This window comes from Serratia sp. TSO36, assembly GCF_057808395.1.
Genome location: NZ_JBJZOU010000023.1, coordinates 42,889 through 56,816, shown reverse-complemented (window position 1 = coordinate 56,816; position 13,928 = coordinate 42,889). Strand labels below are relative to the sequence as shown.

The window sequence follows — 13,928 nt, the reverse complement described above, 5'->3', positions numbered from 1 at the left end:
GCCGGGCAGGAGAGCCGAAGGCGTCTTTCGGCTCGGTTGAACCGCGGCGGTTGACCGGGGGCTGCATTAGGATGATGAGGTGCTGCAATAATGGATTTATTAAGGTTTATCCTGCGTTTGCCTTTTACCCTGGTTAAGGGCGTTTGCCGCCTGCTGGGTGGGGCGTTGTCGCTGTTAGGGCGGTTGCTGAGACCGCTGGTCGGCAACCTCAGCTGGCGTGCGCCGGCCTGGTGGGCTGCGCTGCCGCGCGGTTTTTTGCGGCTCGAAAGCGGCGTGGATAAACACCCGAAAGCGATTGGTCTAGGCCTGCTGTTGTTGGCTGGCGCCGCAGGCGGCGCGTTTTACGGCTGGCACTGGTGGCAAAACCGCCCCCAGCCCATCGAACCGGCGCCGATGGCGGTTCAGGAGATCAGCGCCGAGTTGCCCAACCCCGAGCCGATAGACTACGCCGCCGCCCGGCAGGCGCCGCAAACGGTGAGCCTGACTTTCAGCGGCTCGGCCGCGGCAATAAGCGCGGTGGGTAAAACCGTGAGCGCCGGCATCATCCTCAAACCGGCTGCGGAAGGGCAGTGGGCGTGGCGCAATGAGTCGACGCTGGTGTTCACGCCGAAAAAACCGCTGCCGATGGGCGCGAAATATGACGTAACCCTCGAGCCCGCCACCTTGCTGGCGCCGCAGGTCAAGCTCGCCAAAACCCGCTATGCCTTCACCGTGCCCGCGTTCGATTACCGCCTGGGGCAGGCCGAGTATTACCGCGATCCGCAAGATGCGCAGAAACGCAGCGCGATTTTCAATTTGCAGTTCAATGCGCCGGTCGACGTCGCCAGCTTTGAAAAACAGATTTCGCTGGGATTGAAGGAGGGCAGCGCTTCCTCCGAGCAAAAGCTGAACTTCTCCCTGGTCTATGACGAGAAAAAACTGAACGCCTGGGTGCATTCCGAGCCGCTGCAGGCGCTGGATCAGGGCGGTGCTGTGCATCTGACCGTCGGCAAAGGCGTTAAATCGACGGCGGCCGGCAATGCGGTCGCTGAGGCGAAAAGCAACTGGGTCAAAGTACCGACGCTGTACAGCCTGGCGCTGAGCGACGCCAGCGCCCAGGTGGTGGATACCGACGGCGGCCAAGGGCAGCGTGCGCTGGTGGTCGGTTTCAGCGATGCGGTGAAGGATAAAGAGCTGGCGCGGGCCACCAAGGCCTGGCTGCTGCCGCAGCACGATCCGAGCGATGCCGAGACCGCCAACGATGCCGAAGATTTCTATCAATGGACGGTCGACAGCGTCGGCAAAAACGTGCTGGCGCAGGCGACGGCATTGCCATTGACGCTTAACGAGGCGGAAGAGGCCTACCAGCCGCAGTTCAGCTTCCGCTTTGAAGCCCCGGCGCACCGCTTCGTGCTGATCGAGATAGACAACCAGCTGGTCTCCGTCGGCGGTTACAAAATGCCGAAGAAGGTTTATCGAGTGGTCGAAGTGCCGGAGTTCCCGAAATCGCTGCAGTTCATGTCCGCAGGCTCGCTGCTGTCGGTCAACGGCGACAAACAGATCAGCGTGGCGGCGCGCAACGTGGCGGGCCTGCGGCTGGACATCAAGCGGGTGATCCCGAGCCAGCTGCAGCACATTGTTTCCTTCAAAAGCCGGGAATACTCGTCCACGGAATTCAACCGGCTCAACGACGAATATTTCACCGAGCATTTCAAATACCAGACGGCGCTCAACAACGAGCGGCCGGGGGAAGTGAACTATCAGGGCATCGATCTCTCCCGCTATCTCTCCACCAACGCCAGTTCCCATCGCGGAGTATTCCTGCTGACGCTGTCCGAATGGCAGCCGAACCGGAAACCGGCGGCGGAAGAGGCGGGCGCCGAGCCAGAACAGGAACCGGACGAGAGCACCGGGGAAGATCAGCCCGACGTCGGCGATTCGCGCTTTGTGGTGGTGACCGATCTGGGCATCGTCGCCAAGAGCTCGCAGGATAAGACGCGCGACGTCTTTGTGCAGTCGATTCAAAGCGGCGCGCCGGTCAGCGGCGCCAACGTGTCGGTGGTGGCCAAAAATGGCGTGACGCTGCTCAGCCAAATCACCGGGGCCGACGGCCACGTGCGTTTCCCGGCGCTCGACGTGTACACCAACGAGCGCCAGCCGGTGATGTTCCTGGTGGAAAAGGAGGGGGATGTCTCCTTCCTGCCGACCGGCAGCTATAACGATCGCGGGCTGGACTTCTCGCGCTTCGACGTCGCCGGTGAACAAACGCCGACCGATCCGCGCACGCTCAGCAGTTACCTGTTCTCCGATCGCGGCGTTTATCGGCCGGGGGATACCTTTAACATCGGCCTGATCACCCGCGCCGCCGACTGGGGCGTTGGCCTGGCCGGCGTGCCGGTGCGCGCCGAAATCCGCGATCCGCGCGACAAGCTGATGACCACCGTGCCGCTGACGCTGGGCGCCAGCGGTTTCAATGAGCTGAGCTATACCACCGATGAAAACTCGCCTACCGGCGAGTGGAACGTCTATCTGTATCTGATCGGCAAAAACAACGATACCTCCATGCTGCTCGGCCATACCGCGGTCAATGTGAAGGAGTTCGAACCGGATCAGCTGAAAGTGAAGCTGGCGCTGACGCCGAACCGCCAGCAAGGCTGGGTCAAACCGTCCGAGCTGAAGGCCAGCATCGATGTGCAGAACCTGTTCGGCACCCCGGCGCAGGATCGCCGCGTGAGCACCAGGCTGACGCTGCGGCCGATGTATCCGAGCTTCGATCGCTTCCCGGATTATGCGTTCTATGAAAATCGGCAAAACAGCGACGGGTTCGAAACCGAGCTGGAAGATCGCACCACCGATGAGCACGGCGCGGCCGATATCCCGCTCGATCTGAAATCCTACGCCGACGCCACTTATCAGCTGCAGCTGCTGTCGGAGGCGTTCGTCGCCGGCGGCGGGCGCTCGGTGGCGGCGACCGCCCGCACGCTGGTTTCGCCTTACGATTACCTGATCGGGGTGAAGGCGGACGGCGATCTGGGCTACATCAACCGCGACGCGGAGCGGCATCTGAACGTGATCGCCATCGATCCGAATCTGCAACAGATCGCCCTGCCGAATCTGAAGCAGGTATTGATCGAGCAGAAATACATTTCGGTGCTGACCAAACAGGATTCGGGCGTTTACAAATACCAGTCGAAGATGAAGGAAGTGCAGCTGTCGGAACAGCCGCTGGCGCTGAGCGGGCAGGGCGCGGATCTGCGGCTGGCGACCGATAAGCCGGGCGACTTCGTGCTGGTGATTGAAGATGCGCAGGGCAAGACGCTCAACCGCGTCGCCTACAGCGTGGCCGGCAACGCCAACCTGAGCCGTTCGCTGGATCGCAACGCCGAACTGAAGCTGAAACTGAACCAGGCGGAATACCAGCCGGGCGAAGAGATCGAGGTGGCGATCAACGCGCCTTATACCGGCAGCGGCTTGATCACCATCGAGAAGGACAGAGTTTACGCCTGGCAGTGGTTCCACACCGACACCACCAGCTCGGTGCAGAAGATCCGCGTGCCGGCCGGCATGGAGGGCAACGGCTACATCAACGTGCAGTTCGTGCGCGATATCAACTCCAGCGAGATCTTCATGAGCCCGCTGAGCTATGGCGTGATGCCGTTCAAGATCAGCACCAAGGCGCGGCAAAACAGCCTCGAGGTGACGGCGCCGGAGGTCCTCAAGCCGGGTGAAAACCTGACGATGACGGTCAAGACCGACGCGCCGCAGCAGGTGGCGCTGTTCGCCGTCGATGAGGGCATTCTGCAGGTGGCGCGCTACCGCCTGAAGGATCCGCTGGAGTTCTTCTTCAGCAAGCGTGAACTGAACGTGAGCAGCTCGCAGATCCTCGATCTGATCCTGCCGGAGTTCAGCAAGCTGATGGCGCTGACCGCGGCGCCGGGCGGCGATGCGGGCGAAGGGCTGGATCTCAACCTCAACCCGTTCAAGCGCAAGCGCGACAAGCCGGTGGCCTATTGGTCCGGCATTACCGAGGTCAGCGGCGAGAAGCAGTTCGTCTACCCGGTGCCGGACTACTTCAACGGCAAGATCCGCGTGATGGCGATTTCGGTGACCCCGGAGAAAATCGGCAAGGCGCAAACCGCCGCCACGGTGCGCGACAATTTCATCATGACGCCGAACGTGCCGGCGATGGTGGCGCCGGGTGACGAGTTCGACGTCAGCGTGGGCGTCAGCAACAACCTCGACGGGCTGAACGGACAGTCGGTGGCCATCAACGTTCTGCTGACGCCGCCGCCGCAGTTGGAGGTGGTGGGCAACGCGACGCAAAGCCTGACGCTGGCGGAAAAACGCGAAGGCGTGATCGCTTTCCGCCTGCGTGCCAAAGCCGTGCTGGGCGATGCGCCGCTGGTGTTCGACGCCCGTTACGGCGACCAGGCCAGCCGCCGCACTGTCAGCACCTCGGTGCGGCCGGCGGCGCCGTACCGTACCCAGTCGGTGATGGGGCGCATGAGCGGCGGCAGTCAGAACGTCGATGGCCTGCGCCAGATGTTCGACGCTTTCGCGCAGCGCCGGGCGGCGGTGTCGAATTCGCCGCTCGTGCTGACCAGCGGGCTGGCGCAATACCTGGCGGATTACCCGTATTACTGTTCCGAGCAGATCGTCAGCCGCTCCATTCCGCTGATGCTGCAGAGCCGCCACCCCGAGATGAAAAGCAGCCTGAGCCAGGCGGAAGTCAGCAAGCAGCTGCGCAACCTGCTTGGCGTGCTGCGCGCGCGCCAGAACGACAGCGGAGCGATCGGCGCCTGGCGTTCGTCGCCGGATGCCGATCCTTTCGTCACGCCTTATGTGGTGCAGTATCTGCTCGAAGCCAAAGCGGCGGGCTACGCTCTGCCGGAAGGCATGCTGGACGAGGCCAACGGCGCATTGCGCGAGCTGGCGGCCAGCGGATTCGACGATTTGTATCTGCTGCGCCTGCGCAGCTGGGCGGTTTACCTGCTGACGCTGCAAGGCGAAGTGACCACCAACTCGCTGGCGGCGGTGCAGGATACGCTGCAAAAACGCTATGGCGAAGGGTGGAAAACCGATCTGAGCGCGCTGTATCTGGCTTCTTCCTATCGCCTGTTGAAGATGGACGACGAAGCCGCCGCGCTGTTGCAACCGAGCTGGCAGCAGCTGAGCAAGGCGTATGACAGCGCCTGGTGGACGCAGAACTATTTCGATCCGCTGGTGCAGGATGCGACGCGGCTGTATCTGATTACCCGTCACTTCCCGGAGAAGGTGGCGTCGATCCCGCCGCAGGTGCTGGAGAATATGGTCAAGGCGCTGAAAGAAGAGCGTTACACCACCTACTCCTCCGCGATGAGCATTCTGGCGCTGGAAAGCTATTCGGCCCAGGTGGCGGCGCAATCCGCCAATGCGGATGCCTTGGGCATCGTGCAGGTAGGCAAAAGCGGCGGCGAGCCGCAGCGCATCAGTGAGCTGCAGGGGTTGTTCGTTCAGGGGCAGTTCAACGCCGATGCCACCGCGGTGCGCTTCACCAACGGCGGCAGCGCGCCGGCCTGGTATGTGGTGACGCAGGCCGGTTACGACCTGAATGCGCCGCAAAAAGCGCTGTCGCGCGGCATTGAGATCGTCCGCGATTACACCGACGAACAGGGCAAGCCGGTGACGCAGGTGACGCTGGGGCAGAAGATCAATGTCCATCTGAAGGTGCGCGCCAACTCGAAAGAGGGGCAGAGCAACCTGGCGATCGTCGATCTGCTGCCGGGCGGGTTCGAAGTGGTGCAGCAGACGCCGCCGGAACCGGCCGATGCCGGCGAGGAGAGCGAAGACCGCGGCGGTTGGCAGTCGCCGCTGGCCGCTACCGGCTCCACCTGGGCGCCGGATTACAGCGATATCCGTGAAGATCGGGTGATTATCTATGGCAGCGCCGGCACCGAGGTGCAGGAGTTCGTCTATCAGATCAAGGCCACCAATACCGGCAGCTTTATTGTTCCACCGGCCTACGGCGAAGCCATGTATGACCGTGAAGTACAGGCGATGTCGGCCGGCGGCGGCAAGCTGGTGGTGGTGCCGGCGGGCAACGACTAGGCCGGCTCCGGCGCCAGGCCAGCGTCTGGCGCCGGGGTGGTGAGAACGTATGAAGATCCTGACCGGGCGCGTGCTGCAAAACGGCTTGATGGCGGTGTTTTTACTGGCGCTGCTGCTGGCCGCGATTCGGCTGTGGCCGCATCCGCCCCTGTGGCAGGGGCTGCCGCAGTCTTCCGTCTATTACGACAGGCACGGCGCGCTGCTGCGCATCACCCTGGCCAACGACGACCGCTACCGGCTGTGGACGCCGCTGGAGCAGGTGTCGCCGTTGGCGGTGCGCGGGCTGCTGCTGCACGAAGACCGCTGGTTCTACTACAACCCCGGTTTTAACCCCGTCAGCCTGATGCGCGGCTTCTGGCGCAGCTATGTCGCCGGCGGCAAAATGCAGGGTGGATCGACCATCAGCATGCAGCTGGCGCGCATGCGCTGGCATCTCAACACCCGCACGCCGGGCGGCAAGCTGCTACAGGTGCTGCGCGCGGTGCAGCTGGAACTGAGCTACTCCAAGCGCGATATCCTGGAAGCCTACCTGAATTACGCCCCTTACGGCCGCAACATCGAAAGCATCGGCGCCGCCAGCTTGATCTATTTCGCCAAGTCGCCGAAGGATTTGACCCTGCCGGAGGCGCTGACGCTGGCGGTGCTGCCGCAGTCGCCCAGCTACCGTCTGGAGCCGAAAACCGGCGTGCTCGGCGCCGCGTTGACGCAGGCGCGCAACCGTCTGTTCCAGCGCTGGCAGCGGGTTTACCCCACCGACGCCAGCCAGCAAACGCTGTTCCGCCTGCCGCTGGCGCTGCGCCAGCCCGAGCAAGTGCCCTATATCGCGCCGCACTTTATCGAACAGCTGCGCCAGCAGACGCAGCAACTGGTGCAGCGCGATACCCGCGTCGACACCACGCTGGACGCCGGGTTGCAGCGGCTGGTTGAGCGGCAGGTCAATGCCTTTATTGCTCGCAACCGCAGTCGCGGCATCCAAAACGCTGCGGTGCTGCTGGTGGACAGCCGTGATATGGGGGTGCGCGCGCTGGTGGGATCGGCGGACTATTACAACCGTCCGATCCAGGGGCAGGTGAACGGCACCAACGCCAAACGCTCGCCGGGTTCGACGCTCAAACCGTTCATCTACGCGCTGGGCATGGAGCAGGGCGTGCTGCATCCGATGACCATCCTGAAGGACGTGCCTTCGTCGTTCGGCGCCTATGCCCCGGAAAATTTCGACCGGCGCTTTCTCGGCCCGGTGACCGCCACCGACGCGCTGAATTTCAGCCGCAACATCCCGGCGGTGTATGTCGCCTCGCAGCTGCGCCAGCCGACCTTTTATCAGTTTTTGCGCCTGACCGGCGTCGCCAATATGGCCAACGAGAGCCACTACGGGCTGTCGCTGGTGCTGGGCGGCGGCGAGGTGACGGCGCAGGAATTGGCGAAGCTGTATGCGCTGCTGGCGAACCGCGGCGAGCTGCGGCCGCTTCGTATGCAGCTGAACGAGGCCGAATCGACGCCGGTGCGGCTGCTGAGCGAGGAGGCCAGTTTCATCACGCTGGATATGCTGCGCCAGCACCGGCGGCCGGGCGATACGCTGGCGCAGCGTTCTTCTTCGCTGCCGGTGTACTGGAAGACCGGCACTTCCTGGGGCTTTCGCGACGCCTGGAGCGTCGGGATTTTCGGCCCTTACGTGCTGGTGGTGTGGGAAGGCAACTTCGACGGGCGCGGCAACAATGCGTTGGTCGGCGCCGAGGCGGCCGCGCCGCTGTTCTTCAACATCATCGACAGCGTCAATGCCAGCTACCCCGGCCTGCGGGAACCGAAGCACCCGTTCCCCCAACGGCTGCGGCGGGTGGATATTTGCCTCGCCAGCGGCGATCTGCCGACGCCGTGGTGCCAGCAGAAGGGCAAGACCTGGTTCATTCCCGGCAAGTCGCCGATCAAGGTCGACAGCGTCTATCGGCCGGTGGTGCTGGATATTCACAGCGGCGAGGTCGTTTGCCCGCCGTATGACGCGGCGCAGACCCGCACCGAAATCTTTGAGTTCTGGCCTTCCGATCTGGCCAACGTGTTCGCCCAGGCCGGGCTGCCGAAGCGGGCGCCGCCGGTCAACCGCTGCAAGGACAACGGCATCGCCGTCGGCGGCAACGCGCCGCGCATCACTTCGCCGCTGAAAAATACCACCTATACCCTGCGCCAGTCGCAGCAGGGGCGAGATAAAATCGCCTTCAACGCGGTGACGGACGCCGACAGCAAGACGGTGTACTGGTTCGTCGACGATATCTATCTCGGCAGCAGCGCCAGCAAAAAGCCGATCGATTGGCGGCCGATCGACAACGGGCGCTACCGCATTCGGGCGGTGGACGATCGCGGCCGCGCCGATACGCGGCTGGTGACCATCGAATGGGTGAACTAGCGCTGAGCCGCACGCCTGTTATACTCGCGCCCGAAACGGCTATTTACCTGGGAAAGCGATGTGATTGAGATTTTGTATCAGGATGAACACCTGGTGGCGGTGAACAAGCCGTCTGGCTGGTTGGTGCACCGCAGTTGGCTGGATCGTCATGAGACCCGCTTTATGATGCAGACGGTGCGCGATCAGCTCGGGCAGCACGTCTTTACCGTGCACCGTCTCGATCGCCCGACTTCCGGCGTGCTGCTGATGGCGCTCTCCAGCGAGGTGGCGCGTCTGCTGTCGCTGCAGTTCGAGCAGCATCAGGTGCAGAAAACCTACCATGCGGTGGTGCGCGGCTACGTGCAGGAGGGGGCGACCCTCGACTACCCGCTGACGGCGGAGCTGGACAAAATCGCCGATAAACATGCCGATGCCGATAAAGGGCCGCAGCCGGCGGTGACGCACTACCGGCCGCTGGCGCAGGTAGAGATGCCGGTGGCCGTCGGCCGCTACGACAGCGCGCGCTACAGCCTGGTGGAGCTGCAGCCGGAAACCGGCCGCAAGCACCAGCTGCGGCGCCACATGGCGCATCTTCGCCATCCGATCATCGGCGACAGCAAGCACGGCGATCTGCGGCAGAACCGCGGCATGGCGCAGCATTTCGGCTGCCCGCGCCTGATGCTGCACGCCAGCCATCTGCAGCTGACGCACCCGGTGACCGGTGAGGCGCTGCGGGTGACGGCGCGCTGGGACGAAGACTGGCAAGGGGTGATGACGCAGTTCGGCTGGGCGGGAGTATTCCCTGAACTTGCCGGGGTTGAGTTTAGCGCGGCTAACGGTCAGGATAGCTGACAATTTTTAAAGGTAATGAAGGGAGTAGGAGCCATGGCTCAGGTTGGTATCTTCGTGGGAACGGTCTACGGCAATTCGCTGCTGGTGGCGGAAGAGGCGCAAAACATCCTCAGCGAGCAGGGCCATGAGGTCAAACTGTTCGAAGAGGGCACGCTGGAGGCCTGGCAGTATTATCGTCAGCACTACGCGCTGGTGATTACCTCCACCACCGGGCAGGGCGATCTGCCGGACAGCATCGCGCCGCTGTTCCACGCCATTCGCGATCAGGTCGGTTACCAGCCGGAGCTGCGCTATGGGCTGATCGCCCTCGGCGACAGCAGCTATGACAACTTCTGCGGCGCCGGGCGCGCGTTCGACGCGCTGCTGCAGGAGCAGGGCGCTACCCGCGTTGGCGAAGTGCTGGAGATCGATGCGATGGAACAGCCGGAGCCGGAAGTGGCCGCCTGCCCGTGGGTCGAGCAGTGGGGCACGCTGCTGCAATCGTAAAGTAAAAAGGCGCCGCGAAAGGGCGCCTTGGCGATGATGCGGATCAACCGATCCGCATTACTTGCCGCGGGTGAGTTTTTCCAGATCGGCTTCGATCTCGGCAATCTTGTGCGACACCACGCCTTCGAGATGGCGCAGGTCGTCGAGGATTTTACGCTTCAGATCCACTTCCACCTGATCGCGCTGGCACAGCTGATCCAGTTCGTCGATCACGTAGCGCAGGTTCGGGTTGATCTCGTGAATTTCCTTGTAGCCCTGGCCGGCGTTGTCCGCCACCACGGTTTTACGCTGGCGCGGGTACTTGAACTTCACGCTTTTAGCGAAGAACTCGCCCTTGTCCTTGCGGAAATAGATCTTGAGGATGTCGTTGTTGGCCTCTTGACGCAGGCTATAGCGATCGACGTCTTCCGGTTGATTGATGCCCAAACTCTTCAAGTTATCGTACATACTGCGCCCTCTTTAGATGTGATCGTTATATTCCACGACTGCGATTATGGCGGAAAGCGAGGTCTGCGACTGTGACTGCCAGCGAAACGCAGACAAAAAAATAGCGGGTGAATCACCCGCTATTTCAATTTAGTCGATAGTGCGCAATAACTCATTAATGCCGACTTTACCGCGCGTTTTGGCGTCGACTTTCTTGACGATCACCGCGCAGTACAGGCTGTAGGAACCGTCTTTCGACGGCAGGTTGCCGGAAACCACCACCGAACCCGCCGGCACGCGGCCGTAATGGATTTCGCCGGTCTCGCGGTCATAGATGCGGGTGCTCTGGCCGAGGTACACGCCCATCGAAATCACCGAGCCTTCTTCCACGATCACGCCTTCCACCACTTCGGAGCGCGCGCCGATGAAGCAGTTGTCTTCGATGATGGTCGGGTTGGCCTGCAGCGGCTCCAGCACGCCACCGATGCCGACGCCGCCGGACAGGTGAACGTTTTTGCCGATCTGAGCGCAAGAACCGACGGTGGCCCAGGTGTCGACCATGGTGCCTTCGTCGACGTAGGCGCCGATGTTAACGTAAGACGGCATCAGCACGGTGTTGCGCGCGATGAACGCGCCCTGGCGCACGGTGGCCGGCGGCACGACGCGGAAACCTTCCTTCTGGAAGCGCGCTTCATCGTAGTCGGCGAACTTCATCGGCACCTTGTCGTAGTAGCGGGTTTCCGCGCCGTCCATCACCTTGTTGTCGTTGATGCGGAAAGAGAGCAGCACGGCTTTCTTCAGCCACTGATGGGTGACCCATTGACCGTCGATCTTCTCGGCGACGCGCAGGGCGCCACTGTCCAGCAGGCCGATCACCTGGTTTACCGCTTCGCGCGTTACGGTGTCTACGTTCGCCGGGGTGATGTCCGCACGGCGCTCGAAGGCGCTTTCAATAACGTTCTGTAATTGCTGCATGCTGTTCTCTTTCCTGATGTTGTCGGTAAAAAGTTACTTGTATCACATTTTATCGTTTGGGGTGAGGGCCTCTGTCAACCGTTGCTCCAACTTTCTGCGCGTTTCCTGGTCGAGCGCGCGCCGCTCGCCGTCGGCCAGGATAAACAAGTCCTCGACCCGCTCGCCGATGGTGGAAATGCGCGCGCCGTGCAGCGACAGCCCCAGGTCGGCGAACACTTCGCCCACCCGCGCCAGCAGGCCGGGTTGGTCGAGCGCGGTCAGCTCCAGGTAGCTGCGGCGATCGGTATGGGTCGGCAGGAAAGTGACCTCGGTCGGCACGCTGAAGTGACGCAGCTTGGAAGAGGGCCGGCGCACGCGCGGCGGCTGATACTCCCGCTGGGTGATGGCCTGCAGCAGCGCCTGACGGATCGCCGCGTGGCGATCCTGCGCCAGCGGGCTGCCGTCCGGCTCCAGCACGATAAAGGTGTCCATTGCCATGCCGTCGCGGTTGGTGAAGATCTGCGCGTCGTGCACGCTCAGATTGCGGCGATCCATCTCCCCGGCGACGGCGGCGAACAGATAAGGGCGGTCCGGGCTCCAGATGAAGATCTCGGTGCCGCCGCGCGTCGCCTGGCGGCTGACCAGCACCAGCGGCTGGGTGGAATCGTGGGCCAGCAGGTGGCGGGCGTGCCAGGCCAGCTGATTCGGCGAGTGGCGCAGGAAATAGTCGGCGCGGCAGCGGCTCCAGATGCGGTGCAGCGCCTCTTCGTCGATGTTGTCCATGCGCAGCAGCGCCAGCGCCTGCAGGCGGTGATGGCGCACGCGTTCGCGCAGATCCGGGCTGTTTTGCATGCCGCGGCGCAGCTGCTTCTCGGTGGCGAAATACAGCTCGCGCAGCAGGCTCTGTTTCCAGCTGTTCCACAGGGTTTCGTTGGTGGCGCAGATGTCGGCCACCGTCAGGCATACCAGGTAACGCAGGCGGGTTTCGCTCTGCACTTCGCTGCTGAACTGCTGGATCACCGTTGGATCCTGGATATCGCGGCGCTGCGCGGTGACCGACATCAGCAGGTGGCAGCGCACCAGCCAGGCCACCAGCTGGGTTTCACGCGAGTTGAGGCCGTGAAGTTCGGCGAACTCCACCACGTCTTCCGCACCGAGGATCGAGTGGTCGCCGCCGCGCCCTTTGGCGATATCGTGGAACAACGCCGCCAGCAGCAGCAGTTCCGGGTGCGGCAGGCGCGGATACAGCTCCACGCACAGCGGATGGCGCGGCCGAGTCTGGTCGTCGGCGAAACTCTCCAGCTTCTGCAGCACGCGGATGGTGTGTTCATCGACGGTATAGGCGTGGAACAGGTCGAACTGCATCTGCCCGACGATCTTGCCCCACTGCGGCATATAGGCCCACAGCACGCTGTGACGGTGCATTGGCACCAGCGCGCGCGACACCGCGCCGGGATGGCGCAGGATGGCCATAAACAGATCGCGCGCTTCCGGAATGGTGCACAGCGGCTGCTTCAGGTGGCGGCGCGCGTGACGCAGCTGGCGCACGGTGGTGGAATAAATGCCCTTGATCTCGCGGTTGCGCACCATCAGGTAGAACATGCGCATGATGGCCTGCGGCTCGCGGATGAACAGCGTTTCGTCGCGCAGGTCGATCAGATCGCCGCGCAGCTGGAAATCGTCGTTCAGCGGGCGCGGCTTCTCGGTGGCGTCCAGCGCCAGAATGGCCTCGTCGAACAGCTGCAGCAGCATGTGGTTCAGTTCGCTGACGCGCCGCGTCATGCGGTAGAAGTCTTTCATCATGCGCTCGACCGGCTCGTTGCCTTCGCCTTCATAGCGCAGCAGCTGCGCCACGCTGAGCTGGCGATCGAACAACAGGCGGTTGTCGTAACGCGGCAGCACCAGGTGCAGTGCAAAGCGGATGCGCCACAGGAAGCTTTGGCACTCGTTCAGCTCGTTGCGCTCGGCCTGGGTGAGGAAACCGAAGCCGACCATTTCGTCCAGCGAGGTGGCGCCGAAGTGGCGGCGCGCCACCCACAGCAGCGTGTGAATATCGCGCAGGCCGCCGGGGCTGCTTTTGATATCCGGCTCCAGGTTATAGCTGGTGCCGTGGTAGCGCTGATGGCGCTCCTGCTGCTCGTTGATCTTGGCGTGGAAAAACTGCGGCGAAGGCCAGAAGCCGTCGCTGAAGATATGTTTTTGCATCTGCAGGAACAGCGCGACGTCGCCGCAGATCATGCGCGATTCGATCAGGTTGGTGGCCACGGTCAGATCCGCCAACCCTTCCAGCAGGCACTCTTCCAGAGTGCGCACGCTGTGGCCCACTTCCAGCTTGAGATCCCACAGCAGGGTGATGAATTCGCCGACCCGTTGCGACTGCTGTTCCGTCAGCCGGCGCTGGCTGAGCACCAGCACGTCGATGTCCGACAGCGGGTGCAGTTCGCCGCGGCCGTAGCCGCCGACCGCCACCAGCGCGGTTTCCGGGATATCTTCGAAGCCGTAGAACGTCCACAGCCGGCGCAGCAGGCGATCGATAAAGTCGCTGCGCGCCGCCACCAGGCTTTCGGCGCTGGAGCCGGCGTCGAACGCCGCCGCCAGCCACAGCTGGAACTGCTCCAGCCGCTGTTTCAGCACCGGGCAGGTGAGCTCGTCATTGCCGTAGGTGCTGGGGGAGGCGGGCGGCATCGGCACGGCCGGGGCCGCCTGTTGAAGGAGATTGTCAGACATAGTGCGCAGCCCATAAAAAAGGCCGGCAAAAGCCGGCCTG

7 protein-coding genes are annotated in these 13,928 nt (G+C 63.0%); 4 read left to right on the top strand and 3 right to left on the bottom strand.

The annotated features are described in order from the left end of the window. Positions 1-90: 90 nt before the first annotated feature. Genes ACK3CV_RS20065 through ACK3CV_RS20050 form a run of 4 tightly spaced genes read left to right on the top strand, consistent with a single transcriptional unit; the run spans position 91 to position 9,781 of the window. A complete protein-coding gene (locus ACK3CV_RS20065) occupies positions 91-6,066 on the top strand; it encodes an alpha-2-macroglobulin family protein (protein WP_164040294.1) in 5,976 nt (1,991 codons plus the stop codon). A 49-nt stretch (positions 6,067-6,115) separates the two neighbouring features. Next, entirely contained in the window at positions 6,116-8,464 is a 2,349-nt protein-coding gene (pbpC, locus tag ACK3CV_RS20060; RefSeq protein ID WP_047570726.1) for a penicillin-binding protein 1C, read from the top strand. 60 nt (positions 8,465-8,524) lie between these two features. After that, a complete protein-coding gene (truC, locus tag ACK3CV_RS20055) occupies positions 8,525-9,295 on the top strand; it encodes a tRNA pseudouridine(65) synthase TruC (RefSeq protein WP_033635741.1) in 771 nt (256 codons plus the stop codon). A gap of 33 nt (positions 9,296-9,328) precedes the next feature. After that, positions 9,329-9,781 carry a flavodoxin gene (locus ACK3CV_RS20050; protein ID WP_016929894.1) on the top strand — a complete coding sequence of 151 codons (453 nt, stop codon included), beginning with the start codon at positions 9,329-9,331 and terminating at the stop codon, positions 9,779-9,781. 57 nt (positions 9,782-9,838) lie between these two features. Here the strand turns inward: ACK3CV_RS20050 and ACK3CV_RS20045 are convergent, their stop codons facing one another. From ACK3CV_RS20045 to glnD, 3 genes are all read right to left on the bottom strand, one after another. Then, positions 9,839-10,228, bottom strand: coding sequence for a DUF3461 family protein (locus ACK3CV_RS20045; protein ID WP_004931929.1), 390 nt, complete (start codon positions 10,226-10,228; stop codon positions 9,839-9,841). 129 nt (positions 10,229-10,357) lie between these two features. Beyond that, entirely contained in the window at positions 10,358-11,182 is an 825-nt protein-coding gene (gene dapD, locus ACK3CV_RS20040) for a 2,3,4,5-tetrahydropyridine-2,6-dicarboxylate N-succinyltransferase (RefSeq protein ID WP_004931932.1), read from the bottom strand. Positions 11,183-11,224: 42 nt separating this feature from the next. Continuing rightward, a complete protein-coding gene (glnD, locus tag ACK3CV_RS20035) occupies positions 11,225-13,888 on the bottom strand; it encodes a bifunctional uridylyltransferase/uridylyl-removing protein GlnD (RefSeq protein ID WP_164040290.1) in 2,664 nt (887 codons plus the stop codon). Between the last annotated feature and the right edge of the window lie 40 nt (positions 13,889-13,928).

Coding starts and splice junctions, on each gene's coding strand:
- ACK3CV_RS20065 (WP_164040294.1), top strand. CDS start 91: ATGGATTTATTAAGGTTTATCCTGCGTTTGCCTTTTACCCTGGTTAAG.
- pbpC (WP_047570726.1), top strand. CDS start 6,116: ATGAAGATCCTGACCGGGCGCGTGCTGCAAAACGGCTTGATGGCGGTG.
- ACK3CV_RS20050 (WP_016929894.1), top strand. CDS start 9,329: ATGGCTCAGGTTGGTATCTTCGTGGGAACGGTCTACGGCAATTCGCTG.
- ACK3CV_RS20045 (WP_004931929.1), bottom strand. CDS start 10,228: ATGTACGATAACTTGAAGAGTTTGGGCATCAATCAACCGGAAGACGTC.
- dapD (WP_004931932.1), bottom strand. CDS start 11,182: ATGCAGCAATTACAGAACGTTATTGAAAGCGCCTTCGAGCGCCGTGCG.
- glnD (WP_164040290.1), bottom strand. CDS start 13,888: ATGTCTGACAATCTCCTTCAACAGGCGGCCCCGGCCGTGCCGATGCCG.